This window comes from Novosphingobium mississippiense, from assembly GCF_044029535.1.
Classification (GTDB): Bacteria; Pseudomonadota; Alphaproteobacteria; order Sphingomonadales; family Sphingomonadaceae; genus Novosphingobium.
On sequence record NZ_CP147003.1, the window covers coordinates 1,074,306 to 1,099,841 of the forward strand.

Annotated in this window: 20 protein-coding genes and 1 pseudogene; 11 read left to right on the forward strand and 10 right to left on the reverse strand. The window is 65.0% G+C overall.

What is annotated here, in order from left to right:
• Window positions 1-9: 9 nt before the first annotated feature.
• Genes kdpB through kdpF form a run of 3 tightly spaced genes read right to left on the reverse strand, consistent with a single transcriptional unit; the run spans window position 10 to window position 3,875 of the window.
• A complete protein-coding gene (gene kdpB / locus WBP06_RS23280; RefSeq protein WP_395337511.1) occupies window positions 10-2,058 on the reverse strand; it encodes a potassium-transporting ATPase subunit KdpB in 2,049 nt (682 codons plus the stop codon).
• A gap of 10 nt (window positions 2,059-2,068) precedes the next feature.
• A complete protein-coding gene (gene kdpA, locus WBP06_RS23285; RefSeq protein ID WP_395334391.1) occupies window positions 2,069-3,772 on the reverse strand; it encodes a potassium-transporting ATPase subunit KdpA in 1,704 nt (567 codons plus the stop codon).
• A gap of 13 nt (window positions 3,773-3,785) precedes the next feature.
• Window positions 3,786-3,875 (reverse strand): K(+)-transporting ATPase subunit F, encoded by a 90-nt coding sequence (gene kdpF / locus WBP06_RS23290; protein ID WP_395334393.1) that lies wholly within the window; start codon window positions 3,873-3,875, stop codon window positions 3,786-3,788.
• Between the two features lie 319 nt (window positions 3,876-4,194).
• Between kdpF and WBP06_RS23295 the strand changes: the two genes are divergently transcribed.
• The 7 genes from WBP06_RS23295 (at window position 4,195) to WBP06_RS23325 (ending at window position 9,742) form a co-directional block, all read left to right on the forward strand.
• Complete coding sequence (locus WBP06_RS23295; protein ID WP_395334395.1) at window positions 4,195-4,788, forward strand: hypothetical protein; 594 nt, start codon at window positions 4,195-4,197, stop codon at window positions 4,786-4,788.
• 358 nt (window positions 4,789-5,146) lie between these two features.
• Window positions 5,147-6,163: a sulfate ABC transporter substrate-binding protein gene (locus tag WBP06_RS23300; protein ID WP_395337566.1), complete on the forward strand. Its 1,017-nt coding sequence runs from the start codon at window positions 5,147-5,149 to the stop codon at window positions 6,161-6,163.
• Window positions 6,164-6,207: 44 nt separating this feature from the next.
• Complete coding sequence (cysT, locus tag WBP06_RS23305) at window positions 6,208-7,059, forward strand: sulfate ABC transporter permease subunit CysT (protein WP_395334397.1); 852 nt, start codon at window positions 6,208-6,210, stop codon at window positions 7,057-7,059.
• Entirely contained in the window at window positions 7,056-7,895 is an 840-nt protein-coding gene (gene cysW / locus WBP06_RS23310) for a sulfate ABC transporter permease subunit CysW (protein ID WP_395334399.1), read from the forward strand. The genes cysT and cysW overlap by 4 nt, the downstream gene beginning before the upstream one ends.
• On the forward strand, window positions 7,892-8,845 hold the full coding sequence (locus WBP06_RS23315) for a sulfate/molybdate ABC transporter ATP-binding protein (protein ID WP_395334401.1): 954 nt from the start codon (window positions 7,892-7,894) through the stop codon (window positions 8,843-8,845). The genes cysW and WBP06_RS23315 overlap by 4 nt, the downstream gene beginning before the upstream one ends.
• A 16-nt stretch (window positions 8,846-8,861) precedes the next feature.
• Window positions 8,862-9,020, forward strand: coding sequence for a YezD family protein (locus tag WBP06_RS23320; RefSeq protein WP_395334403.1), 159 nt, complete (start codon window positions 8,862-8,864; stop codon window positions 9,018-9,020).
• Between the two features lie 17 nt (window positions 9,021-9,037).
• Entirely contained in the window at window positions 9,038-9,742 is a 705-nt protein-coding gene (locus WBP06_RS23325; RefSeq protein ID WP_395334405.1) for a glutamine amidotransferase, read from the forward strand.
• Between the two features lie 135 nt (window positions 9,743-9,877).
• On the opposite strand, the pseudogene WBP06_RS23330 reads toward WBP06_RS23325, so the two are convergent.
• The 3 genes and pseudogenes from WBP06_RS23330 to WBP06_RS23340 all read right to left on the reverse strand — a co-directional run bounded on the left by WBP06_RS23330 (window position 9,878) and on the right by WBP06_RS23340 (window position 12,550).
• A pseudogene (locus WBP06_RS23330) lies at window positions 9,878-10,773 on the reverse strand (bestrophin family protein).
• The gene (locus tag WBP06_RS23335) at window positions 10,770-11,138 is read right to left on the reverse strand and encodes a gamma-glutamylcyclotransferase family protein (protein WP_395334407.1); all 369 of its coding nucleotides are present in this window, start codon (window positions 11,136-11,138) and stop codon (window positions 10,770-10,772) included. Before WBP06_RS23335 ends, WBP06_RS23330 begins: the two are co-directional and overlap by 4 nt.
• A gap of 8 nt (window positions 11,139-11,146) precedes the next feature.
• Window positions 11,147-12,550: an aldehyde dehydrogenase family protein gene (locus tag WBP06_RS23340; RefSeq protein ID WP_395334410.1), complete on the reverse strand. Its 1,404-nt coding sequence runs from the start codon at window positions 12,548-12,550 to the stop codon at window positions 11,147-11,149.
• Window positions 12,551-13,049: 499 nt separating this feature from the next.
• Between WBP06_RS23340 and WBP06_RS23345 the strand changes: the two genes are divergently transcribed.
• Window positions 13,050-14,228 (forward strand): class I SAM-dependent methyltransferase, encoded by a 1,179-nt coding sequence (locus WBP06_RS23345; protein WP_395334413.1) that lies wholly within the window; start codon window positions 13,050-13,052, stop codon window positions 14,226-14,228.
• A gap of 77 nt (window positions 14,229-14,305) precedes the next feature.
• On the opposite strand, the gene WBP06_RS23350 is transcribed toward WBP06_RS23345, so the two are convergent.
• Complete coding sequence (locus WBP06_RS23350) at window positions 14,306-14,482, reverse strand: hypothetical protein (protein ID WP_395334414.1); 177 nt, start codon at window positions 14,480-14,482, stop codon at window positions 14,306-14,308.
• Window positions 14,483-14,842: 360 nt separating this feature from the next.
• Here WBP06_RS23350 and WBP06_RS23355 point away from each other — a divergent pair, with 360 nt between their 5' ends.
• The 3 genes from WBP06_RS23355 (at window position 14,843) to WBP06_RS23365 (ending at window position 17,175) form a co-directional block, all read left to right on the forward strand.
• Window positions 14,843-15,412 carry a CHAP domain-containing protein gene (locus WBP06_RS23355; protein ID WP_395334416.1) on the forward strand — a complete coding sequence of 190 codons (570 nt, stop codon included), beginning with the start codon at window positions 14,843-14,845 and terminating at the stop codon, window positions 15,410-15,412.
• Window positions 15,413-15,828: 416 nt separating this feature from the next.
• Window positions 15,829-16,662 (forward strand): LuxR C-terminal-related transcriptional regulator, encoded by an 834-nt coding sequence (locus WBP06_RS23360; RefSeq protein WP_395334418.1) that lies wholly within the window; start codon window positions 15,829-15,831, stop codon window positions 16,660-16,662.
• Window positions 16,663-16,944: 282 nt separating this feature from the next.
• Window positions 16,945-17,175: a response regulator transcription factor gene (locus tag WBP06_RS23365; RefSeq protein ID WP_395334420.1), complete on the forward strand. Its 231-nt coding sequence runs from the start codon at window positions 16,945-16,947 to the stop codon at window positions 17,173-17,175.
• A gap of 42 nt (window positions 17,176-17,217) precedes the next feature.
• On the opposite strand, the gene WBP06_RS23370 is transcribed toward WBP06_RS23365, so the two are convergent.
• From WBP06_RS23370 to WBP06_RS23380, 3 genes are read right to left on the reverse strand one after another with little or no spacing between them, the layout of a single operon-like run.
• On the reverse strand, window positions 17,218-17,967 hold the full coding sequence (locus tag WBP06_RS23370) for a 4'-phosphopantetheinyl transferase family protein (RefSeq protein WP_395334422.1): 750 nt from the start codon (window positions 17,965-17,967) through the stop codon (window positions 17,218-17,220).
• Window positions 17,960-19,018 carry a glycosyltransferase family 2 protein gene (locus WBP06_RS23375; RefSeq protein WP_395334424.1) on the reverse strand — a complete coding sequence of 353 codons (1,059 nt, stop codon included), beginning with the start codon at window positions 19,016-19,018 and terminating at the stop codon, window positions 17,960-17,962. The genes WBP06_RS23370 and WBP06_RS23375 overlap by 8 nt, the downstream gene beginning before the upstream one ends.
• A complete protein-coding gene (locus WBP06_RS23380; RefSeq protein ID WP_395334426.1) occupies window positions 19,015-25,536 on the reverse strand; it encodes an SDR family NAD(P)-dependent oxidoreductase in 6,522 nt (2,173 codons plus the stop codon). Before WBP06_RS23380 ends, WBP06_RS23375 begins: the two co-directional genes overlap by 4 nt.

A 25,536-nucleotide genomic window follows, 5' to 3' on the forward strand; every position in this document is an offset into this window, starting at 1 on the left:
TCCGCCTCCTCAGGCGAGGCCTAGGCCGTTGACGGCCAGGTCGATAAGCTTGATGCCGATGAACGGCGCGACGATGCCGCCAAGGCCATAGACCGCAAGGTTGCGCGCCAGCAGCGGCCCTGCCGCCATCGGCTTGTACTTCACGCCCTTCAGCGCCAGCGGCACCAGGCAGGGGATGATCAGCGCGTTGAAGATGATCGCCGAAAGGATCGCGCTCTGCGGCGTGCCCAGATGCATCACGTTGAGTACCGCCAGCCCCGGATAGAGCACGATGAACATGGCCGGGATGATCGCGAAGTACTTGGCAACGTCATTGGCGACCGAGAACGTGGTCAGCGCGCCGCGCGTCATCAGCAGCTGCTTGCCGAGGCCAACAACCTCGATCAACTTGGTCGGATCGCTATCGAGATCGACCATGTTGCCCGCCTCGCGCGCGGCCTGCGTGCCGGTGTTCATGGCAACGCCCACATCCGCCTGCGCAAGGGCAGGAGCGTCGTTGGTACCGTCACCGCACATGGCGACAAGGCGGCCGCCCTGCTGTTCCTTGCGGATCAGCGCCAGCTTGTCCTCCGGCGTGGCTTCGGCAAGGAAGTCGTCCACGCCTGCCTCGGCCGCGATGGAGGCGGCGGTCAGCGGGTTGTCGCCGGTGATCATCACCGTGCGGATGCCCATGGTGCGCAGTTCGCCGAAACGCTCACGAATGCCTGCCTTGACGATGTCCTTCAGGAAGATCGCGCCCAGCAGGCGGCCATCGGCGGCAACGGCAAGCGGGGTGCCGCCGGCGCGGCCGATCTCGTCGGTAATCCGGCGCAGTTCGGTAGCGGCTGCGGTGCTGCCCGCATCCGGGTTTGCCCGCAGGATCGCCTGCACCGCGCCTTTCTGGATCACGCGGCCGCCGGTATCGACGCCGGAGATGCGGGTCTGCGCGGTGAACGGGATGATCTCGGTCCCTTCCGGCAGTGTGGTGCCGCTGAACCCGAACTTCTCCCGCGCCAGCACGACGATGGAACGGCCCTCCGGCGTCTCGTCGGCAAGGCTGGCCAGCAGCGCCGCTTCGGCCAGTTCGCTCACGCTTGCCCCGCCGACCGGGCGGAACTCGGTGGCCTGACGATCGCCGATGGTGATCGTGCCGGTCTTGTCCAGCAGCAGCACGTCGATGTCGCCCGCCGCCTCCACCGCGCGTCCCGACTTGGCGAGCACGTTGAAGCGCACCAGACGGTCCATGCCGGCAATGCCGATGGCCGAGAGCAGCGCGGCGATCGTGGTGGGGATCAGGGTGATCAGAAGTGCCGCCAGGATAGAGACGGGGATGCTGCCACCCGCATAGCTGGCAAAACCCGGGATCGTGCCCACCGCGATCAGGAAGATGATCGTCAGTCCGACCAGCAGGATGGTGAGTGCGATCTCGTTCGGCGTCTTCTGACGCTCCGCCCCTTCGACCAGCGCGATCATGCGATCAAGGAAGCCCTGCCCGGGATTGACGGTGACGCGCACGCGGATCTCGTCCGAGATGATGCGAGTGCCGGCCGTCACGGCCGAGCGGTCACCGCCCGCCTCGCGGATCACCGGCGCGGATTCCCCGGTAATCGCGGCTTCGTTGACGGAGGCGACGCCTTGGATCACTTCACCGTCCGAGGGGATCAGGTCGCCGGTCTGCACCAAGACGACATCGCCCTTCTTCAGCTGGCTGGCGGGCACGCTGTCGAAACGCGAACCGTCACCCTTCAGGCGCTTGGCGGTCAGTTCCGCCTTGGTGGCGCGCAGCGAGGCGGCCTGCGCCTTGCCGCGCCCTTCGGCCAATGCCTCGGCAAAAGTGCCGAACAGCACCGTCAGCCAGAGCCACAGCACGAGCTGGATCTTGAAACCGGCGGCAAGACCGTCGTGGCCGACGATCAGCAGCACGGTCAGTAGCGTCGCCACCACGGCAGTGGTGAACATCACCGGGTTGCGGATCAGTTCCCTGGGGTTGAGTTTGCGGAAGGCATCGCCGATCGCCGGAGCAATCAGGTCAGCCGTGAACAGGGATTTGTTTTCGGAAGTCTTTGAGGACCGGGCCATGGGGTGATCCTTAGAAAAGCTGGCCACGGATCATCGCGAGATGATCGGCTATGGGACCAAGCGCAAGGCTGGGCAGGAAGGTCAGGCCGCCGACGATCAGCACGATGCCGATCAGCAGGCCGGTCCAGAGCGGCCCCGTGGTGGGGAAGCTGCCCGCCGTTTCCGGCGTGTGCTTCTTGGCGGCCAGGCTGCCTGCCACGGCCAGCATCGGAATGATGATGAAGAAGCGGCCGATCCACATCGCCACGCCCAGCATGCCATCGTAGAACGGGGTATTGGCAGTCAGGCCGGCAAAGGCGGAACCGTTGTTGCCCACGGCCGAGGTGAAGGCATAGAGGATCTCGGAGAACCCGTGCGGCCCCTTGTTCAGCGGCCCGGCAAGTCCGGCCGGAACCACCGACGCGATCGCGGTAAAGCCCAGGATCACCAGCGGCAGCACGGCGATGGCCAGCACGGAGAGCTTCACCTCCCGGCTCTCTATCTTCTTGCCCACGTATTCGGGCGTGCGTCCCACCATCAGGCCCGCCACGAAGACGGCGAGGATGGCGAACAGCAGGAAGCCGTAGATACCCGCGCCCACGCCGCCGACCACCACTTCGCCCAACTGGATGTTGAACAGCGGGATCAGCCCGCCCAGCGCGGTGAAGCTGTCATGCATGGCGTTGACCGCACCGCATGAAGCAGCCGTGGTGACGACAGAGAATAGCGAGGATGCGGCAATGCCGAAACGGACTTCCTTGCCCTCCATATTGCCGCCGGCGACGCCAAGGTGATGCAGCACCGGATTGCCGGCCGCTTCCTGCCAGTACGTCACCGTGGTGCCCATCAGGAACAGCGCCGTCATCGCCGCCAGGATCGCCCAGCCCTGCCGCGTGTTGCCCACCGCCTTGCCGAAAGTGTAGGTGAGGCCGAAGCCGATCGTGAAGATCGACAGCATCTGCACCAGATTGGTCAGCGCGGTCGGGTTCTCGAACGGATGGGCGGAATTGGCGTTGAAGAAGCCGCCGCCATTGGTGCCCAGCATCTTGATCGCTTCTTGCGAAGCCACCGGGCCCAACGCCAGCGTCTGCTTCACGCCTTCCAGCGTCGACACGTCCACCGATCCGGTCAGGGTCTGCGGCACGCCGCTGGCGATGTAGAACAGCGCCAGCACCACGCAGAGCGGCAGCAGCAGGTAAAGTGTCACCCGCGTCATATCCGCCCAGAAATTGCCGATGCCTTTGGCGTTACGGCGCGCGAAACCGCGAAACAGCGCGAAGGCCAGCGCAATCCCAGTCGCGGCCGAGAGGAAGTTGTGAATGGTCAGCCCCAGCATCTGGCTGAGGTTGGACATCGTCGATTCCCCGGCATAGCTCTGCCAGTTGGTGTTGGTGGTGAAGCTGATGGCGGTGTTGAAGGCCAGATGCTCGCCAACGCCGGCAAAGCCCAGTGGGTTCAGCGGCAGCACGGCCTGCGCGCGCAGCACGACATACGTGAGCGTCAAAAGCACGGCGTTGAATATCAGCATGTGCACCGCGTAGCGGCGCCAGCTCTGATCTTCCTCCGGATCGATCCCGGACAAGCGATAGAACCCCCGCTCCACCGGGCCAAGCACGGCGTGAAGCGGCGTCCGCCGTCCTTCGTATAGTGCAAAAAGCCAGAGCCCCACGGGCTTGGTGAGCGCCAGCAGGATGCCGACGAAGGCTGCGATCAGCAGCCATCCCTGAATAGTCATGGGATCCCGCCTCCTAGAAGCGTTCGGGCCGCGCGAGCACGGCGACCAGATAGACAAGAAGGCCAAGCGCGGTCACCGCGCCCAGCCACAGATCGATAGTCATGATTGCCTGCTCCTCACGCGCGGTCGCACAGCGCCGCGTAGCCAAGGCTCGCCGCCAGCAAGGTAAGGAAGAGGCCAATCCAGAGGATGTCCTGCATCGTGAATGCTCCCGCAGACCCATCGACGTGAAAGTCGCGATGGATTCGTCTGCAGGGGCTCCAGTAAGAGCTGCCCCCGTTAAAATTCGAGGGGGAGATTTGCCCGGATGCGTAAAGTTTTCATAAGGTTTCGCGGCGACAGGCACGCAGAACCTCGGCATCGCGGACGTTTGCGGCACCACGGGTCTGGCCTGCGCGTAGGCATGGCGCTAAGGGCCGGCCATGTCGATTGCCAAAGACCTCGCCCAACTGGGAAAGCACATCGCCGCGCAGCATGGCTGGCCGGCAGCCAAGGCGTTCAAGTCCTATGAGATGACGGACGCCGACCGCGCTACCCTTTCGAAGTGCGCGGTCGACCTGCTGACGGTGTTTCCGCCCGTTCCCGACTCTAGCGCGATGATGAGCGCGGCACTGGCAGTGCATCTGGAAAGCCGCCTGAACGCGCCGGTACAGGTCGTCGCGGGTACGCTCTCGGTCGAAGGCGTGCCGGTGTTCGGCGATCGGCAACTGTTCGACGGCGCGGCGGTGTTCGGTGAACCGGAGCAGGCCTGGAATGGCCACGTGTGGGTGATGGTCGGCCCCTACATCGTCGATATCTCCATCTTCCGCATCGCCTATTCGGCGGAAGGGCCGGCGCGGCTTTCGCGCCATGTCGATCTGGTCTTCGGTCCTGGCAAGGGGCTCTACGTCGATCTCTGGAAGCGCACTGCCCAGCAGGGCCTGACGTACGAGCCGCAATACGTGTTAGGCGCAGAGGAAGTGACGAACTTGATGGGCAAGGCCTATCACCTGATCCAGCAGGCCCGTACCGACTGACCCGCGAAACCCCGTCTGCGCGCGGGTTTTCCATCATTTTCGGATCCATCCTCCCGGCGATCCCGATCGCCCGGGACCGACCTCGCTTGTGTGCGGTTCGCCGGGATGACGGCCGTTGTCAGTTGAAATGACGGGCGAAATGGCGGAAAATCGGGCCGGTGCCGCCGTGCGTCCGGAAATCCGACCAGCCCGCCGCGCCTGAGCCGCTGCCTCCCCCGCATGGGCGATGCCATGCCTCCAAAACCCTGCTTGTATCCCTGCAACAAGAACTTTAATGTCAACCAAATCAATTGAGATTAGGCAGACGTCATTGAACGGGAGACGTGTCACGATGAATACGCCGAAATTCCATCGCCGCATGTTTCTGGCCGTGGCTGCCGCCACCGCACTCACCGCGTCGATCGCGGGATGTTCGGGCGGCGGCAGCAAGGCCGGGAACAGCGTGCAGCTTACCAACGTCTCCTACGATCCGACTCGCGAACTCTATCAGGCCATCAACCCGGCTTTCGCGGCGTACTGGAAGAAGAAGACCGGGCAGGATGTGACCTTCCGGATGAGCCACGGCGGTTCCGGCAAGCAGAGCCGCGCGATCATCGACGGGCTGGATGCCGATGTCGCCACGCTGGCGCTGGCCTATGACATCGACGTGATCTCCACCAAGGCCAAACTGCTTCCGGCGGACTGGCAGAAGGCACTGCCCGACAACAGCTCCCCCTATACCTCGACGATCGTCTTCCTGGTCCGCAAGGGCAATCCCAAGGGCATTCGCGACTGGGGCGACCTGGTGAAGCCCGGCGTGGAAGTGATCACCCCGAACCCCAAGACCAGCGGCGGCGCCCGCTGGAACTTCCTGGCGGCCTGGGCCTATGGCCGCAAGGCGGGCGGTGGTTCGGAAGCGGCCGGCGAAGCTTATGTGAAGCAGTTGTTCTCGCACGTTCCAGTGCTGGACAGCGGTGCACGCGGATCGACCACCACCTTCGTCGAGCGCGGCATCGGCGACGTGCTGCTGGCCTGGGAGAATGAGGCGCTGCTGGCTGAAAAGAAGCTGGGCGCGGGCAAGTTCGAGATTGTTGTGCCTTCGGTCTCGATCCTGGCCGAACCGCCGGTGGCGGTGATCGCGGCGAACGCGAAGAAGCACGGTACCGAGGAAGTGTCCAAGGCCTACCTTGAGTATCTCTACACGCCCGAGGCGCAAGTCGCGATCGCCCGCAACTTCTACCGCCCCAGCGACCCCAAGATTGCCGCGCAGTTCGCCGGCCAGTTCCCCAAGGTCAATCTGGTGACCATCGACAAGGACTTCGGCGGATGGACCAAGGCTCAGAAAGCGTACTTCGACGACGGGGGCGCGTTCGACCGGATCTACACCAAGAAGTGAACCGGCGCCCTTCGGGGCGCCCCCAATCGAGCAGGCCACTGCAGATGTCTTCAAACGCAAAGCGCAAATCGCGCTGGCGCGAACCCTCGGTACTGCCGGGCTTCGGGTTGACCTTCGGGTTCAGCCTGGCCTGGCTGTCGCTGATCGTGCTGATCCCGCTCTCCACCCTGTTCCTGAAATCGGCAGGCATGGGCTGGCACGCTTTCGTGGAAGTGGGCTTTTCCGCCCGCGCCATGGCGGCCTATCGCCTCAGCTTCGGCACGGCGGCGGCAGCGGCGCTGGTCAATGCGGTGTTCGGCCTGCTGGTCGCCTGGACGCTGGTCCGCTACGAATTTCCCGGAAAGCGCGTGGTCAGCGCGCTGGTGGACCTGCCCTTCGCACTGCCGACGGCGGTTGCGGGCATCGCCCTCACCTCGCTCTACGCACCTTCGGGCTGGGTGGGCCAGTTCCTTGACCCGCTGGGCATCAAGGTTGCCTTCACGGCGCTGGGCATCACCATCGCGCTGGTCTTCATCGGCCTGCCTTTCGTGGTCCGCTCGGTCGAACCGGTGCTGGCCGATCTGGGCAAGGATGTGGAGGAGGCCGCGGCCACGCTGGGCGCAAACCGTTTCCAGACCTTCTTCCGCGTGATCTTCCCCGCGATCATGCCCGCCCTGTTCACCGGCGCGGCGCTGGCCTTCGCACGCGGCGTGGGGGAATACGGATCGGTGATCTTCATTTCCGGCAACATGCCCGGCAAGACCGAGATCGCCCCGCTGCTGATCGTCACCCAGCTTGAGCAATACGCCTATGACGGCGCCACCGCGATTGCCATGGTGATGATGCTGATCTCCTTCGCGGTGCTGTTCGTGCTGAACGCCCTGCAGTCCGCCCGTCGCAGGAGGCTTGGCGCATGAGGCACATTTCTCCCGGCACCGAACGCCGTTCCACGCAAATCGTGCTGATCGGCCTAGCGCTCGCCTTCCTGGCTTTCTTCCTTGTCCTACCGCTGGTCGCCGTGTTCAGCGAGGCGCTGAAACAGGGGCTGGAGCCATTCCTGGAAGCCGTGGTCAATCCCGACGCGCTGGCCGCCATCCGGCTGACGCTGTTCATCGCCGCGATCAGCGTGCCGCTGAACGTCATCTTCGGCCTTGCCGCCAGTTGGGCGATCACCAAGTTCAGCTTCCCCGGCAAGAACCTGCTGTTGACGCTGATCGACCTGCCGTTCTCGGTCTCGCCGGTCGTCTCGGGCCTGATCTTCGTGCTGCTGTTCGGCGCACAGGGCCTGCTGGGGCCATGGCTGGCGGACCACGGCCTGAAGATCATCTTCGCGGTGCCCGGCATCATCCTGGCCACCGTGTTCATCACTTTCCCCTTCGTTGCCCGCGAACTGATCCCGCTGATGATGGAACAGGGCAAGGATGACGAGGAAGCCGCCGTCTCGCTTGGCGCGAACGGATGGCAGACATTCTGGCACGTCACCCTGCCGAACATCCGCTGGGGCCTGCTCTACGGCGTGCTGCTGTGCAACGCGCGCGCCATGGGCGAATTCGGCGCGGTTTCGGTCGTCTCCGGCCATATCCGGGGCGAGACCAACACCATGCCGCTACATGTCGAGATCCTCTACAACGAATACGATTTCATCGGAGCCTTCGCGGTCGCCTCGCTGCTGGCCGCCCTCGCCCTCGTCACGCTCGTCCTCAAGAGCGTGCTCGAATGGCGCTTCGACCTTCACTCGGGAGCAAAGCATTGATCCGCGTCGAGAACATCACCAAGCGCTTTGGCGACTACGCCGCGCTCCACGGCATCGACCTTGAGATCCAGCCGGGCGAATTCATCGCCCTGCTCGGCCCCTCGGGTTCCGGCAAGACCACCCTGCTGCGCATCATCGCAGGCCTGGAATTCCAGGACGAAGGGCACGTCTACTTCGACGGCGAGGATGTGTCTCACATCCCGGTCGGCAAGCGCAACGTCGGCTTCGTATTCCAGCAATATGCGCTGTTCAAGCACATGACCGTGGCCGACAACGTGGCCTTCGGCCTGAACGTGCGCAAGGCGAAGCACCGGCCGAAGAAAGCCGAAATCCGCGACCGGGCAGAGGAACTGCTGCGCATCGTCCAGCTTGAGGGCCTTGGCGGGCGCTACCCCGGCCAGCTTTCGGGCGGTCAGCGCCAGCGCGTGGCGCTCGCCCGCGCCCTGGCCATCGAGCCCAGCCTGCTGCTGCTGGACGAACCCTTCGGCGCGCTGGACGCCAAGGTCCGCAAGGACCTGCGCCGCTGGCTGCGCGATCTGCACAAGCAGATGGGGCTGACTTCCATCTTCGTGACGCACGACCAGGAAGAGGCGCTGGAACTGGCCGACCGGGTGGTGGTGATGGACCATGGCCGCATCGATCAGGTCGGCACGCCCGAACAGGTCTACATGGAGCCGGCCACGGCCTTCGTCTCGCACTTCGTGGGTGAGACCAACCGCCTGCCCGACGGCCGCCACGTGCGTCCGCATGATATCGCCATCGTTGCCGAGGGCGGCGAGGCGATCGAAGTCGCCAACGTGTTCCGCAAGGGCAGCGCATGGCGCGTGGAAGGCCGCCTGGCGGCCAGCGCATCGATCATCGAGATCGATGTGGACGCCAACGAAGTCCCCCCCGCCATCGGCCAGACCGTGCGGATAGAGGCCCGCCGCGCGCGGACTTTCGCAAGCTGATTCAAGGAGCCCCCCGATGACTGCCAATTCGTCCCAGTCCGAGAAACAGCTGGAGGAAAACATCGCCACCGTGCGCGAGGCATTGCAGAACCTGCGCTACGGCAATATCTCACTGACCGTCCACGATGGCCGCGTCGTGCAGATCGACGTCACCGAAAAGAAGCGATTCCAGTAAGGCGCATCCCACCGACAATGCCGCAGAAGCACGCGCTGATCATCCGGCACGTCCCGCACGAGGGCGTTGCCGGCTACCGCCAACCCATCGAGGATCACGGTTATCTGGTCGATCGGATCGACGTGACCGATCCGGCCTTCTCCTCGCTCGACTTGTGCGAGCCGGACCTGCTCATCATGATGGGCGGGCCGATGGGGGTCTACGAGCAGGACACCCATCCGTGGATTTCCTGCCAGTTGCGCCGCCTGGCCCACCGGCTTGAGGCGGACCGGCCCACGCTGGGGGTATGCTTCGGCGCGCAGATGATCGCCGCCGCCATGGGGGCGCACGTCTATGCCGGCCCTGCAAAGGAAGTGGGCTTTCATGCGGTGACGGTGCGAAACAATGCGCTGGACGGGCCGCTGCGCCACCTTGCCGGGGTGCCGGTGCTGCATTGGCATGGCGATACCTTCACCTTGCCCGACAATGTGGAACTGCTGGCATCCAGCCATGTCTACGACCATCAGGCCTTCCGGCGCGGCAGCAATATCCTTGCGCTGCAGTTCCATGCGGAAATGGGCATGGATCCGCGCTTCGATGCGTGGATCGAACAATGGCCCGGCGCCGTGGTGGAAGCGGGCGGGGACGAGGCTTCGCTGCGCCGCGCCCACACCGAACTCGGCCCCGCCGCCGTGGAGGCCGGACGGGCGATGATCGAGGAATGGCTACGGGGTCTGATCTGAATACAGGGAAGGTTCGCGCTAATTTTCACTCGTCGCGCCGCAGATGGCCGAATGGCTGCCGCACGAGCCCGCAGGCGAGGTGCCGGGCGTGGAAGCGGAACGACGTGAAGCGCGTCTTCGGATACTGAATGCGGATCAGTTCAGCACGTATCCGACGGGTACGATGGGCGCAGGCAGATCGCCTTCGGCCAGCGCGCAGAGCATCTCCCGCTCGACCGTCCGCGCCATGGCGGCCAGCGGCAGGTCGTTGGGTTCCAGTCCGAACGGATCCTCCAACTGGTCACCCAGCGCGTCCAGCCCGAAGAAGGTGTAGCTGACCAGCAGCACCGGTAGCAGCGTCCACCAGCCCAGCGATCCCGCCAGCGCAAACGGCAGAACCAGGCAGAAGATGTAAGCCGTCCGGTGCAACAGCAGCGAATAGCTGAAAGGCACCGGGGTCAAGGCAATGCGCTCACAGCCCGCCTGCACTTGCGCCAGGAGATGGAGCTGCTCCTCGATCAGCGAATGGTGGATCGGGCCAATCCGCCCTTCCTCTGCGAGCACCAGAAAGCGGTGCCCGATCTCCGCCAGCAGCCGATCGCAGGGATTGACCGCAGCGCGCCATGGCCCTTCACCGCAATGGGCCGCAATGGCGCCGACTTCGTCCCCTTCGCGCAACCGCTCTGCCAGCCCGGCGGCGAAACCGCACATTCCCCGCAGAACGAACGCGCGATCGCGCTGGTCCAGCGTCCCCACGCGCCGCGCCAGCGACCGGCAGGCGATGACCAGCGACCCCACAGCTTTCGGCCTTCCCACCAACGGTCATAGCAGGCGTTGTTGCGAAAGCTCATGAAGATCGACAGGGCAATGCCGATCAGCGCGAAAGGAATGGCGCCGATCGGTGCGAACTGCCCCGGCCGCACATGCGCGGCGACGATGGCGAGAATGCAGACCGCCGCGATGGAGGCCATTCGCCCAGCGATCCGTGGCAGGATGGAGCCGCGAACCGCGAAGGCCACTTCCCAAAGCCCCGGCTTCGGCCGGACGATCATTCCGTGGGGTCGCCGTAGATGAACGCGACGGTACCCGACCGCAAACGCACTTCGCGGCGCACATAGTCCACTTCGTAGGCGTCGGCGCTAGCAATATCAGCCTGTGTCAGCCGGAATACCGTGCCCTCCACCGCATCGCCCGGATCTTCGCTGCGTTCCACCATCGGATGCCAGCAGGTGCCGCTCTTGGCGATGACATCGGGATCGGTGACCTTGATCATGCGTTGCTGCCAGCCCGGAATGGCGTCAGCCTCGCCGTCGAGCAGCCTGCCGAACAGCGACGTCTGCACATCCGGATCGCGCAAGGTGCCGTAGGAGAAGAGCAGGAAGCTCCGCTCGATGCCCGCTTCGGTCTCGTCCTGCACCTGCGCCCTCAGGAAAGTGCCACGTTGACGACGCGCGGCTGCGTGAAGTCTTCCATGCCCTCGATCCCCTGCTGCCGGCCGATGCCGGACTGCTTGGCGCCGCCGAACGGCACGTCGAACGGCAGGTCCAGATGGCGATTCACCCAGACGGTGCCGCTTTCGATCCGCGAAGCAACGGCCATGCCGCGCTCCACATCGGACGTCCAGACGGTGGCGCCAAGGCCGTAGTCGCTGTCGTTCACGCGCGAAATCGCATCGTCCAGATCGTCATAGGCCAGCACCGGCAGCACCGGCCCGAACTGCTCTTCCCGCACCAGGCGGGCATCATCGGGCAGATCGCGCACGATGGTCGGGGCGATGAAATAACCGTCGCCCTCGATCGGCTCACCACCGGCCACCAGCGTGCCCTGCCCCTTGGCTTCCGCGATGAAGCCCAGCACCTTTTCATACTGGGCGCGGTTCTGGATCGGGCCCATCGTGGTGCCCTGCTCCAGCCCGTCGCCCACAACGGCCTCGCCCGCCTGCTCCGCCAGCGCGTCGCACAGCGCATCCACCATCTTGCGCGGGGCATAGACACGCTTGATCGCCAGACAGATCTGCCCGGAATTGGTGGTCGCGCCCGCAAAGATGCGCGGTGCGACATGGGCGACGTCGGCATCGTCCAGCACCAGCGCAGCATCGTTGCCGCCCAGTTCCAGCGTAAAGCGCTTCAGCGTATCGGCAGCGCTGGCCAGTACTTTCTTGCCAGTCGGCGTCGAACCCGTGAAGCTGACGTGGGCGACCTTGGGATGCCCGCTCAGCAAGGCGCCCAGATCGTTCTGGTCCACCAGCGTCTGGAACACACCGGCGGGCAGGATCTCGGCGGCAATCTCGCCCAGCAGCAGCGTGGTCAGCGGCGTGGTCGGCGCGGGCTTGGCGATCACGGTGTTACCGGTGATCAGCGCGGGTGCCATCTTCACGACCAGCAGCAGAAGCGGATAGTTCCACGGCGTGATCGCCGCGACCACGCCTAACGGATAGCGTTGCTCCACGATCCGCACATCGTCGGTTTCCCGAAGGGTCCGCGGCGTCAATTCCTGTTCCGCATAATAGGCAATCGCGGCAATCGCGGCGCCGACTTCGCCGCGCGCCTGATCCAGTGGCTTGCCCTGTTCCTGCGTCAGCACGCGGGCAAAATCCTCGGCACGATCGGTCATCGCCGCGGCCAGACGTTCCAGATACCCGCGCCGGTCCGCGTAGCTGCGCGCTGCCCAACTCGGGAATGCCCGTTCGGCGGCCGAGATGGCAGCTTCCGCCTGTGCTTCATCCGCACGCGGGGCCAGCGTGAGGCGGGCTCCGGTAGCGGGATTGACGACTTCCAACGTGGAAGCGCCGGGCACCAGCTTGCCATCGATCAGTAGTGCGTAGTCCATGCGCGATGCGTCCTAGGGGCTTGGTTCGGGGGGACTGCCGACATGCGCCAAGCGGCCGCCAAGGGCAAGTGGTCTGCACCGTAAACCAAGAAGTGACGCCATCCGCCCCATACCCTTTTTATCGCCGTTGGGGCCGGCTTCCGTCGGCGCTGACCGATTATCCCTCCACCCTCCTATAAATGCAGAAGCAAGCGAACACGCGAGCGGCGCGCAGGCACTTCACCGCTCCTTCCCTGCGCTCCATTTGATGAGGTTGTCAGAGATGAATTTCCAAGTCTCCGCCATGCTTGAGCCGATAGTCGAGGCGACGGCTCGCTGTCGTCCATCGGGCGGATTGCATCATTGCGCGCCCGGATTGCCCTGTCGGCGTTGACGTAAATTCCATCTTGCGGTGCGCCGGTACAGATTTGGCGATGCGCTTTTCCTGAAACTTAGCCAAATCGACAAGAATTCAGCCTCGTTACCATCGTCGAAATTTCCTGGATTGTAGGGAAACACAATGCTTAAACCATACAATGTCGGCGATAAGTACATTTGCCGCGTGCCAATCGAAATGTTGTTCTGCGAAAGCAACGACTTTATTCACGGCCATAACGCTTATGTGGAGCGTCCGCAATTATGGCATCAGCAGCACAATATCACCGACGGCCTGCCAATCGTCAGCCTGCGATCGCACATGCGGCTGTTCGAAGGCTTCTTCGAGCCTTCGCAGCTTGATGCCAGCTATTACGAGAGCTGGTGGAATACCATCCATCACACGATGGGCATTGCCCTGCCGCACAGCGCCACGCAGCAGGTTGCCCAACGTTACGACTACTTCAATCACCTCAATGCACGCTATGCGGAGAATGGCATTGATGACGATGCGTTTACTCTGGAAGGTGAATACGATGCATCGACTGGCCGGTTCATCCTGCGGGACGGCCATCATCGTACCTGCTATTTGATTGCGCGTCGCGAACGTTGGGCCAATGTGCGCATGTCGCATTCGTCTTATTCGGCGTTATTCGAGCCGTCCATTGGCGAACGAATCCGTCAGCACGTAGACAAGATCGGCTATAGCCAACCCTATGCTCCTATCGAGCATCCGCAATTTCACATTCCCTTTGCCCACCGGGATAATTTCTTCCCCAACCGCCTCAGCTGCATAGCGGACACGCTGGGCTATATTCGGCCGGCAAGTGTGCTCGATATTGGCTGCAACGCTGGATATTTTTCCCGTCACTTCAGCCGCATGGGCGCGCAGGTGGTTGGCGTGGAACCCCAGGATTGCCATTTCAGCACTGCCTCGATGCTCAACGAACTTTTCAATACCAAGTGCGATTTCCGCCAGGATACCGCAGAAAACGTCGATTTGGGCAACCAGGTATTCGAAGTGGCGATTGTGCTTACCGTACTGTACCATTTCCTCGACAAGGGTGACATCGCGCTGAAGATCGCCAAAAAGATCGACAGCCATGTGTCGCACTTCCTTTTCTGGGAATCCGGATCCAACGCCGCCCGCGAAATCGAATTCATGAAGCGACATACCGGCTTCAATGCCTATCGCCGCCTGCGCACGACCAGCGGCACCGGCCGCGTGCGAGAATTGGGCCTATTCGCCCGCGATTCCGAAAGCATTGACAGCCTTCTGGCCTACAACCCCTATCATCAGTACCTGCTTGCCGATGCGCTTTGAAGATCGCAATGATCTTGCTGCGCTTGCCGCTTGAGGTTCGCCAGGGCAGTTGATCCGACCGCATCGGATCCACTGCCCTAGTGGCGACGGGCGGCCTTCACCAGCGCATAGCCGCTCACCCCGCAGAGCGTGAGCGCCAGAAGAAATCCGATCGACGCGCCCCACCGCGCCCCGGCCGCGCCGCCTAGAAATCCGCCGAAAGCAAGCCCCAGCAGCGGCAGGACGACTAGCGCCAGGCATCCGATAGCGACCACAGGAATCCTTTCGCAGCAGGCCAAGGCCGCCCTCTAGGGGCGAATACCTGCCGCGTACCTGAACGGCACCTAACCGCACATTGGTTCCCGCCACCCACTCCATTCGCCGCGCTTGCGCCTCCATCCAAGGCATGGCGATGGCCAACCGTCGGCCGGACTGCTTTTCCGGGTCCACCGAACGAATCGGCCCCTTCGATCAACTGCGATCGAAACAGGGCAGACCGTTTGGAAATGCTTTCCTGTCCGTGATGTCCTTCGCACGACATCGTCAGCGGGTCGCCGGGAGGGCTTCGTGAAAGAAATGTGGGTGGCGCCGGCAACGGCGAGTGGGTCTCTTTTGTCAAAGCATCTTCGGGTAGCATGAACAACACGATCAATACTCCAGCCAATACTTCGGCGCGCTCGTTCGTGCGGCGCGCGCTGCTGGCGCTGGCCGCCACTGTCAGCCTGACCGGTGGTTTTTCGGCCCAGGCGCTGGCTTCGCCGCTGCAGTGCGTGCCCTATGCCCGCGACCATTCGGGCATCGACATCCACGGCAATGCCTGGACCTGGTGGGACAAGGCGCGCGGCATCTACGCCCGTGGCAATGCGCCCAAGATCGGCGCCGTGCTGGCCATGGCCCCGTCGCAGGCGATGCCGCTGGGCCATGTCGCGGTGGTGGAGAAGATCGTGGATTCGCGCCACATCCTGCTCGACCATGCCAACTGGTCCTCGCCCGGCCGCATTGAGCGCGGCGCGCTGGCCGAGGACGTCTCGGCCGCTGGCGACTGGAGCGAAGTGCGCGTTTGGTATGCCCCGTCGGGCGGCCTGGGTTCCCGCACCAACCCGGTCTTCGGGTTCATCTATGCCGAAGCCGGTACGACCGACACGGGTTCGACCGAAACCGTCATCGCCGCCGCCAGCGACGAGGACGACAGCAGCGCCGGCTGATCCGCGCAAAGTCCATTTGATTGAAAAATGCCCGAAAGGGCACATGCAGCGCGACATCGGGCCGCCTGCACAAGGGCAGCAACGGCGCGCGCCGCTCTTTGCCCGCCTCTTTGTCCCTGCTCTATCCCGCATTTCACCCTCCCCAAATCCTGAACGGAATAGGGTGAGTATCTCGATGCGCCGCACCAACCGACAATGGCCTTTTCTGCCGCAATTCGATCGTCGACTATCGACGTTCTAGTCCTTATTTGCCGAACGCAAATAGACATGCGCCGATTGCGATGAATCGTTAACGATTATAGAGTGGGCCGAACTTAAATTCAAAGTCTCACTGCTTGTCGAAGCAGTACATACGGCCACCTCGTCTGAGGCGCTGCACTCCCTGGCGCATTGGAAAGCAGAGGCGATCGATCCTGATGGCTACCGCAGTCTCCCTGGCGATACGCAATGCACTGGTACGCGAAGGCGTGCGCCGTATCCTTTCGGATTCCTGGTTCGAGATCATCGAAACCGTCGACAATCTGGCGGAACTTGCGCCCGCCCAGCCGGTATTGCTGACGCAGCCCGCATCGCTGACGCAGCCTTTGCCCCAATCATCCAGCGACGCGCATATCGTGGTGATCGACCGTTCGCTGCTGGGCATCGATGGCGCTGGCACGGTATCGGCGTTGCACACGCGTTTTCCCCTGGCGCGGATCGTTACCCTGGTCGATACTTTCGACTTTTCGCAGATGGTCGCGATCTACGCGGCAGGCGCCTATGCCTACTTCCTTGACCACGTTCCCTATCAATCGCTGGTGGCGATGATGCAGATGGTGGCGGTGGGCCAGAAGGTGGCGCCGCCCGAACTGGTGGACCTGCTGGACAAGATGCAGTTGATCGCCAGTTGCCCGCCCCCACGCCCCGCGGTCGACGCCTACAACCTGAACGATCGCGAACGCCGGGTGCTTGCCCATCTGGGACAGGGCCTACCCAACAAGGCGATCGCGCGCGATCTGGGCGTCAGCGAATCCGCCATGAAGGCAACGGTGAAGTCCATTCTCAAGAAGTTGGGCGTTCGCAACCGGACCCAGGCAGCCGTGCTGGCAGGGGAACTGGCACTTGCCGACCCCCTGCGCCCGCCGGCCGCAGGGCATGCAGACGCCGGCCGGCCAAACGGCGGCCGAGTGCTTGGCCAGGCCCGATTCGCCGCTGCCAGGGAACGGTTGGCCGCTCCACGCAAGCCCTTGCCAGACACCGGCTTTTGTTAGTCCAGGGCCTAACTTTTCCTTCCCTCCCCTGCCGTTCGACCGTCTGCTGGCAAGCGCTGTCCTGCGCATTGTGTGCAAACGTCAACATAACTCTCCGGAATCAGCCTGCACTCGCAACCGGCAATTTTGGATGAACATCGCAAGCTCATGCGATCCAAATGATGGCCTGCTACAAATCCATACGGCCGATTCCGTGCCCAAAATATAGCGTGACTCACCCCCGCCTCTAGGTAACACTACAGAGGAGGCCAAGTTGACCTCATCAATTAATGGGGGAATTTCATGCACCGATTTGGCAATGATGATGCCGTGCAACTGACTGCACGGGAAATGGACGTTCTTCGTTACGTAGCGATGGGCCGTTCAGCAAAAGAAACTGCCATCGAATTGAATATTGCGCCCTGCACGGTCGAACGCCACGTCGAAAACGTGCGCCTGAAGACCAGGACCCGCAATCGCGCGCACATGATCGCTCATGTCATCCAGGAAGGGCTGCTGCAGCCCCAACAATAAGTAGATCCTTATACCAACGGACTCTCTTGCCGATGGTCTCGGTCAGCCCGCAAGGCGCAGCCGGGCCCAAGCGACCGCAAGGTCGCCCTTCAGGTCGTAATTACCGCAATCCATGTGGTGTCCTTCGATTTCCACCGCACAAGTTCCGAAACCGGAACCGAGGCCGTGGCCTACGCCGCAGTCGAACGATGACGGCGGACACGCGAAACCCTTGCCCAGCGCCTTCATGCAGGCCTCCTTCCTGACCCACACGCTCAGGAAGCCCAGATCGGTCAAAGGGCCCGCCGCTTTCAATGCGGCCTGCTCGGCCGCCGTACAGTGAAGCGTCACCAGGTCCGCCGCATCCGCGATCGGACGCACGGTTTCCACGTCCACGCCGATATCGCCATCGGCCGACCACGCCACCAGTATCGCCCCGCGACTGTAGCTGATGCTGCACTGCGCCCCGCTGACCGATCCCGCGATCCCGTGCAGACAGGGCTTGCCGAATGCGTTGGGAACATAGCGCTGGCGTGCCGCCGGCACCCCGAAATAGTATTCCCCCAGTACCCGCAAGGCGCCATGTGCGGCCAGATAGCGGCGCGACAGGAAGGCGGTGGAAAATCGATGCGCGCGGGCGTTTTCGGCTCTGTCCAGACAGGCCACGAGATCCGCATCCAGCGCGTCGGGCACCGTCACCAGCCATAGCGGGAACGGCGCCTCTATACGGCGTCCTGCCAGGCCTGCCCGCTTCAGCGCGCTGCCCGCGCGCCATGCTTCGGCGCCTATCCAGGCCGGCGAGACGCTAGCCACGGCCAGATGCGCGCAACCGCCCCCGCCGTCCTTGCGGGACCAGGGCGCTATGCCGGGCGAAATCGAACATGAGCCGATCGGGATCGACCTGCGGCTTGCGCGCAAGCATCCTGTTGGCCGTGTACGTCGCATGGGCCATCATCCAGGCCATGTCCGCGACAACGGCATAGGCGCGGCCATGGTTCTTCAGGAAGTAGTGGCGGCGCGAATCGAACCAGTAACCCGGCATCCGCCGCCGGCCCGCGTCCTTTGCGGTGACCCCGGTGCTCTGCCCGGAAATATGCAGCACCACCGCCTGCGGCAGATACCACGACTGCCAACCTTCGGCCCGCGCCATGCGGCAGAAGTCGGTCTCCTCGAAATAGAGGAAGAAGCCTTCGTCGAACCGCAGGCCAGCCTCCAGCACCTCTCGGCGGATCGCCATGCTGGCGCCGCTGACCCAATCCACCGGCGCGGGATCGCCACCCATGCGGCGCGAAACGGCACTGCGCGCCAACAGGCGGGACGCAACGCGCCATCGCAGGCCGCGCTCCAACTCCCCCAGGATGCTGGGAAAACGGAATGCATGGGGCCAAGGCGCGCCATCGGCCTCCAGCAGCCCGGTGCCGACTATCCCGGCTGCGGGCATTTGCGCGATGAAGCGCGCCAGCGCCTTTGCCGCGCCGGGCATCACTCGGGTGTCGGGATTGAGCAGCCACACCACGTCGGCCGGAGTTTCCTGCGCCAGCACGGCGGCGAAGCCAAGATTGTTGCCGGCGCCGAAGCCGCCGTTCACCGGCGAATGGATCAGCCGCGCCCAATCCCAGCCATGGCGGGCAATCGCCTGCTCTATCACGGTCGCGGAATTGTCAGGCGACGCGTTGTCGACCACGAAAGCCCGCAATCGAAGCCCCGGCGTGCGTTCAGCCGCAAGACTTTCCAAGCAGGAAATCGCCAGCGGCCCGCTGCGATAGTTCACGATCACGACGTCGATGCTCGGCGTGGGGATGGGCCTGAGCACGGGCGTGTCGGATCCAGGCACGCTGGCGTCTGCCGCAGGAACCGGATTCATTCAGCGGCAACTCCCAGCATTTCGATGGGCACGGACATGTCCGGCGCCTGCGACCCGACGGCATCGGCAAGTCGTACGGCGTTTTCGGCCAGCGCCGTGTCCAGTGCTTCCTGGAACAGTGGCGCCAGCGTCTCGACATGGGGTTCCTGCAGATTGCTGCCGTGCCCACCCGGCACATCGACGATCACGATCTCGTCGCGCACGCGCTTGCCCCAGCCCAGCGCATAGTCGCGATAGGTCATCCGATAAGGCAGGTCGTCCGGCAGGTCGGTCAGGTCGCTGGCCTTGAACAGGGCCACCATGCCGCCTTCGAAGATGCCGTGCGGCCGGTGTTCGCGGTGCGCCACTTCATAAAGCTTCAGGAACGACATGGCCGGACGCGGCGCGGCAGTGGCAGAGACCACGCCGCTTTCGGCACGCAGCGCCTGCACCGCGCGGCGATCGCGTATCCGGCGAACCCGCGATCCCACTTCCCAGCGCACCATGTTCCAGGCCCGCCGCCCCAGCTCGGTTGCGGCCTGTCCGGCACCCAATCCGGATACCTGCGCCCGCACGCGCGCCAGCCGCAGGCGCGAATTGCGGAACCGCAGCCGCCCCGCTTCCACATCGGCGGCATCGATGATGCCCACGAAGGCCACCTGCTCGCCCAAGTCCTGCAACTGCCGGGCGACCTCGAAGGCGATCACGCCGCCAGCACAGAGCCCGGCCAGCAGGTAGGGGCCGGTGGCCTGCGCCTGCCGGATCCGGCTGACGAAGTGACGGGCCATCTCGTCTATTCGGGTGTGGGCATAGTTGCCGTCCGCGCTGCGCAGCGGCTCCAGCCCCAGGATCGGCCGTGTCGAATCGAGCCGCAGCGCCAGCCCGCGATAGAGCAGCGTTTCGCCCAGCCCGTCATGAATGAAGAACAGCGGCGTGCCTTGGCCTCCCTTGCGGATGGTGATCACGCCCTCTTCCCCGGCATCCGCCGCCGCTGCGGTCACATTGCCGATGGCGCGGCTGTCCGGATCGATGATCGCGGCAAGATTGGCAACGGTTGGCTGGCCCAGCATCGCCGCCAGCGGCAGCGTCTGCCCGGTCTTGCGGCGCAGACGGTTGGTGAACTGCACGGCCAGCAGCGAATGGCCGCCAAGGTCGAAGAAATTGTCGTGCCGCCCCACCGCGTCCATGCCCAGCAGATCGCACCACAATTCGGCGATGGTCCTCTCCGCCTCGGTCGCAGGAAGATCGGCGGATTCGCCGCTGCTACCTGCATTGCCTGCGGGCGCCCGCCGCATCGGCTTGCGCAGCCGCGCCAGCACGCCAGCCAGCGGATAGGGAGAGATCACCGTGTGCGGACGGCCCTGCCCGGACAGCAGCCGGTGGACCACCTGCAGACCTTCCTCGGGCAGGATCGCCTGCGCCATGAAGCCCTCGGGCCGCGGCGCGGCGGCAGTGCCCTCGCGCCCCAGCAGGCCGGTATCGGCAACGCGGATCATCGTGAATTCGCAGGCTTCGGCCAGCACCATGCCATCCCGATCGGTGATGGTGACGTTGAAAACCGCAGTCTGCCCGCCATCCTCGCCCCCACGCAACCGCACGTGGCTGACGATCTCGGCCGGAAGCGGGGCGTGCAGCAGGAACCGGCGATAAGTGAACGGGGCATGGAAATCCCGCTGCGGATCGCGCCCGGGGATCAGGGCCTGCGCCCCCGCCGTAGCAAAGTCCAGCAACGCCGGGTGCAGCGCGATCTGCTCCAGATCGCCCCGGAACCGCTCGGGCAGGTCAAGCTGCAACAAGGCCTCTCCCTTGCCGATAAGGGTGCGGGAAAGGTTCTGCCAACGCGGGCCGAACCGCATTCCGGGTTGATCGGCGCTGCCGCCGCTGCCGGGGCGGCAGCGCTCTGCAATCGCGTCGAGGTCGAGCGTGGCGTTCAGCGGCGCGGCGGCGTGGCTGCGCACTTGCCCGCGCGCATGCTCCACCCAATCGCCGCTGTCCTGTGCCGGCCGGCCAAGGATGGCGATACGCCATCCCCCCTCTTCCCGGCGGCGGGCATGTATGCGCAGCGCGCGCGCCTCACCATCGGCCACGCGGAACGGGCGCAGGAACGAGAAGTCCGAAAACTCCAGCGGCCCCGTCAGGACCAGCGCAACTGCAGCCCGGGCCAGCTCAAGATAGCCGGTCCCGGGCAGCAGCGCCCCCGCATCGGCGACCCGATGCTCGTCAAGCAGCCAATCCTGCTGGGGGCTGAGCGTGCCGGTAACAACAAACTCCTGCCCGGAAATCGTATGGATCGCCTCCAGGAACGGATGCGCCACCGGCGCGCCCGGCCCCAGATCGGCGGGCATATCGCCCACGACACTGTCCGCACGGTTCATCGCGGCGGCCATGCCCACTTCCGCCCACTGGCTCCATCCGATCGAGAGCACGCGGGTGGCCGGATCGTTGCGGCGCGCGCGGGCATAGGCGTCCAGGAAAGCGTTCGCCGCCGCGTAATCCGCCTGGCCGGGAATACCGGCGAAGGCGCTGATCGATGAGAACAGCACGAGGAATTCGGGCGCCCGATCCCCGAACGCACCCTTCAGGGCCTGTTCCAGCGCCAGCGTGCCATCCACTTTCGGACGCAGCACCGATTGCATCTCCGCACGGGTGCGCGTTTCGATCAGCCCATCGTCCAGCGTGCCGGCGGCATGGAACACCCCGGTGATCGGCCCGAAGCGCTCCACCGCGCGGCGCAGGCCCCGGCGCAGCGCGCGCGCATCGGCAACGTCCGCCACCACCAGTTCGACTTGCCCACCCGCCGCTTCCAGTGCCAGCAGCTTGCGCACCTTTTCTTCGGTCGCCACCGGCAGTTCGCCGCGGGCCAGCAACGCAGCCCAGCGATCGCGCGGCGGCAGCGGCGTGCGGCCGACCAGCACGATCCGCGCGCCGTATCGGCTGGCCAGATCGCGCGCTACGGTAAGGCCGATGCCGCCAAGCCCGCCGGTGATGAGATAGGTTCCGTCCTTGCGCAGCCAGTCCGGCCGGTCGGCAGGAAGGGCGCCCGCGACCATGCGGTGATCGAGCACCCAGCCCTCTCCCGCGCGGATCGCCAGATCGCGACGGTCGGCATCGCCGATCGCGGCGATCACCCAGTCGGCCGTCGCCGCGATCGAGCGGGGATGCCGCCCGGCAACATCGTCGACGTCGATCGCCCGGATTTGCAGGCCGGGATATTCGGCCGCGATTGCGCGCGCAGCGCCGATGGCGGTTGCCTTCAACGGCGCGGCAGTGCTTTCCCCACCGATGCACTGGGCATGGTTGGTGACCAGCGCGATGGCGACTTCGGCGCCATCACAGGCATCCGCCAGTTCGGGCGCCAGTGCGGCAAGGCTGTAGAGCCCTTTTTCCAGACACTGCGCCGCCTGCTTCGCCGGCCCATCGGTCAGGGCATAGGCAGCCGCGCGCGGATCGCCCGATACCAGCCAGCAGTGATGGACCTGACGCGGCAGCAGATCCCGCTCGGCTAGGCGGCCAAGCAGCCACCCCCAATCCATCCGCAGACCCGGACGCACGACATAGGCACCTTCCGCCGTTTCCAGGCAGCGCTTGCCCGCCCTCACGGTGGCCACGCGCACGCCCTTGGCGCGCAGCCGCGCGGCCAGACGATCGCCGAAGCCGGCATCGTCGCACAGCACCAGCGCCGGGCCGTCCAGCGCCGCTTCGGTGGGCAAGGCATTGCGGGACCAGACCGGCTCGTTCGCCCAATCGGCAAGGTCCAGGCGGATATCCTCCGCAGGTTCGCTGGCCGCGTTCATCAGGCTGCTGCCGGGTTCGACCCAGTGGCGCTGACGCTGGAAGCGATAGGTGGGCAACGGCACGCGCAGGCGCCGTTCGGCACCCCACCACGCCTTCCAGTCCACCTCCACCCCGGACGACCACAATTCGCCCAGCGCCTGCATCCAGCAGGCATCGTCCGCCACCTGCTGGTCTGGATGGCGCATCGAACTGATCACCGGCTGGGTGGCCCGGCGGCCGGGATGATGGCGGGCGAGGCTGGCCATCGTTCGGCCGGGGCCCACTTCCAGCAGCGCGCGATCGGGATCGTCCAGCAGGCGCTGCAATCCATCGGTGAAGCGCACCGGCTGGCGCAAGTGGCGCACCCAGTATTCGGGATCGCGCGCCTCTTCGGCCCGCACCCAGTCGCCCGTCAGGTTGGAGGCGAAGGGGATCGTTGGCGCGCGCAAGTCCATTCCCTGCAGCACGCGGCGGAATTCGGGCAGGATCGGATCGAGCATCGGCGAATGCGCGGCAACGGTGATCGGGATCGGCTGCGCCTCTATCTCGCGCGCGGCCAGTGCCTGCTGGAAGCGGGCAATCGCCGCCGCCGCACCCGATACCACGCACAGGCGCGGCGCGTTGATCGTGGCGATCGAAAGGTCCGGCGGCAGGATTTCCGCCAGTTCCGCCTCCGACAGTGGCACGCCCAGCATCGCCCCTTCGCCCGTGGTTTCGAACAGGCGGCCACGGGCATGGACGATGCGCAGCCCCGTCTCCAGATCCAGCACCCCGGAAATGTGCGCCGCCGCATATTCGCCGCAGCTATGCCCGATCATCGCGGACGGCACGATCCCCAGCGACATCCACAGCCGCGCGAGCGCAGTCTGCACGATGAACAGCGCGGGCAGCGCGATCGAGGGGCGCTCCAGCGCCTCGGCCGCGGCGGCGCGGTCTGTCTCGACAGGGAAAAGCCAGCGCCGCAAATCCGCAACGCCGATCGCCGCCGCCAGCGCAAGGCCGCGATCGACCTCGGCCTGGAACAGCGGTTCCGTCTCATAGAGGCCGCGCGCCATGTCCGCGTGCTGCGGACCGCCGCCGCAGAACATGAAGGCGACCGGGCGCCCCGGAATGACCGACGGCATGGACGGTGAACGGCCCGGCGCATCCAGCGCCGCCGCTTCCAGCGCGGAAACAGCTTCCGCCGCGTCAGTCGCAACGGCGAAGCGCCGCGATGCCAGATGGCGGCGGCCCACCGTCAGGGTGAAGGCCGCGTCCGCCAGCGCGGTATCCGGATGGTCCGCGAAATGCCGCGCCAGCGCCGTCAGATTGGCACGTGCCGCGTCCGCACCCTGGCCGGAGGCCAGCAGCAGATGATGGCGGCGGCGGCTGGCGCTGCCGGGCCCGCGCAGGGGCGCTTCCTCCATGACGACGTGGGCATTGGTGCCGCCCACGCCAAGCGAACTGACCCCGGCGCGTCGGGGGGCGTGACTGCGCCGGGGCCAGGGCACGTTCGATGCCGGTACCGTGAAGGGACCGGCATCGAACGCGCAATCGGGATTTGCCGTGGTGAAATGCGGAACCGCCGGGATCTCGCCATGGCGCATGGCCAGCGCCACCTTGATCACGCCGGCGGCGCCTGCGGCCGTGTCGGTATGGCCGATATTGGCCTTTACCGAGCCCAGCGCACAGCGCTGGGCGGGATTGGGGGCGGCAGTGAAGACCTGGGTGAGCGCAGCCACCTCGATCGGATCGCCGATCGGGGTGCCGGTGCCGTGGGCCTCCACATAGTCGATCTCCGCGGGGTCCACGTCGGACACTGCCAGTGCCTCGGCAATGACGGCAGCCTGTCCGTCCACGCTGGGCGCCAGATAGCCCACCTTGCCACTGCCGTCGTTGTTGATGGCAGACCCGCGCAGCACGGCGTGGATATGGTCGCCACTGGCAATCGCATCCTCCAGCCGGCGCAGTGCAAGCACGGCAACCCCGCTGCCGAACACGGTGCCTTTCGATGCCGCGTCGAACGGGCGGCACATCCCGTCCGGCGACAGGATCTCACCCTCTTCGTAGAGATAGCCCTGCCGGTGCGGCAGTTCGATGGAGGCGCCCCCGGCCAACGCCATGTCGCACTCGCCCGAAAGCAGGCTCTGCATCGCCATGTGGATCGCCACCAGCGAAGTGGAACATGCGGTCTGCACATTGATGCTGGGGCCCTTCAGGTCCAGCAGATAGGAGACGCGGGTGGTCAGGAAATCCTTGTCGTTGCTGGTGTGGCGCAGCAGGAACAGGCCCACGTCCTTCACCAGCTTGGCATTGGTCAGCAGGTTGTAGGGCATGTAGGCGTTGTGGCCCGATCCGGCGAAGACGCCGATGGTGCCCCCGGTTCCGCCATTCGCTCCCGTATCGGCGGCGAAGCCCTGTGGCGTGTGCCCGGCATCTTCCAGCGCTTCCCAGGAGCATTCCAGGAAATGGCGGTGCTGCGGATCCATGATCGCCGCGTCGCGCTGGCTCAGCCCGAACAGCGCCGCATCGAAGCATTCCATGTCGGCCAGCGGGGCGGCGCGGCGCACATAGTCGGGATTGCGCAGCAGCGCGGCGGGAACGCCGGCGGCCAGCAGATCCGCCTCTGCCAGCGTCTCTATCCCCTCGCGCCCTTCGCGCAGCAGGGTCCAGAACTCCGCCGGATCGCGGGCACCGGCGAAGCGGCAGGACATGCCGACGATGGCGATGGACGATCCGGCCGCGGCCAGCGCGCCATCGTCGAAAGAGCCGAACGACTGGTGCAT

Excerpts from the sequence above, each read along its gene's own strand:
- kdpB (WP_395337511.1), bottom strand. The coding sequence starts at position 2,058 with ATGGCCCGGTCCTCAAAGACTTCCGAAAACAAATCCCTGTTCACGGCT.
- kdpA (WP_395334391.1), bottom strand. The coding sequence starts at position 3,772 with ATGACTATTCAGGGATGGCTGCTGATCGCAGCCTTCGTCGGCATCCTG.
- kdpF (WP_395334393.1), bottom strand. The coding sequence starts at position 3,875 with ATGACTATCGATCTGTGGCTGGGCGCGGTGACCGCGCTTGGCCTTCTT.
- WBP06_RS23295 (WP_395334395.1), top strand. The coding sequence starts at position 4,195 with ATGTCGATTGCCAAAGACCTCGCCCAACTGGGAAAGCACATCGCCGCG.
- WBP06_RS23300 (WP_395337566.1), top strand. The coding sequence starts at position 5,147 with ATGTTTCTGGCCGTGGCTGCCGCCACCGCACTCACCGCGTCGATCGCG.
- cysT (WP_395334397.1), top strand. The coding sequence starts at position 6,208 with ATGTCTTCAAACGCAAAGCGCAAATCGCGCTGGCGCGAACCCTCGGTA.
- cysW (WP_395334399.1), top strand. The coding sequence starts at position 7,056 with ATGAGGCACATTTCTCCCGGCACCGAACGCCGTTCCACGCAAATCGTG.
- WBP06_RS23320 (WP_395334403.1), top strand. The coding sequence starts at position 8,862 with ATGACTGCCAATTCGTCCCAGTCCGAGAAACAGCTGGAGGAAAACATC.
- WBP06_RS23325 (WP_395334405.1), top strand. The coding sequence starts at position 9,038 with ATGCCGCAGAAGCACGCGCTGATCATCCGGCACGTCCCGCACGAGGGC.
- WBP06_RS23340 (WP_395334410.1), bottom strand. The coding sequence starts at position 12,550 with ATGGACTACGCACTACTGATCGATGGCAAGCTGGTGCCCGGCGCTTCC.
- WBP06_RS23345 (WP_395334413.1), top strand. The coding sequence starts at position 13,050 with ATGCTTAAACCATACAATGTCGGCGATAAGTACATTTGCCGCGTGCCA.
- WBP06_RS23355 (WP_395334416.1), top strand. The coding sequence starts at position 14,843 with ATGAACAACACGATCAATACTCCAGCCAATACTTCGGCGCGCTCGTTC.
- WBP06_RS23360 (WP_395334418.1), top strand. The coding sequence starts at position 15,829 with ATGGCTACCGCAGTCTCCCTGGCGATACGCAATGCACTGGTACGCGAA.
- WBP06_RS23365 (WP_395334420.1), top strand. The coding sequence starts at position 16,945 with ATGCACCGATTTGGCAATGATGATGCCGTGCAACTGACTGCACGGGAA.
- WBP06_RS23375 (WP_395334424.1), bottom strand. The coding sequence starts at position 19,018 with ATGAATCCGGTTCCTGCGGCAGACGCCAGCGTGCCTGGATCCGACACG.
- WBP06_RS23380 (WP_395334426.1), bottom strand. The coding sequence starts at position 25,536 with ATGCACCAGTCGTTCGGCTCTTTCGACGATGGCGCGCTGGCCGCGGCC.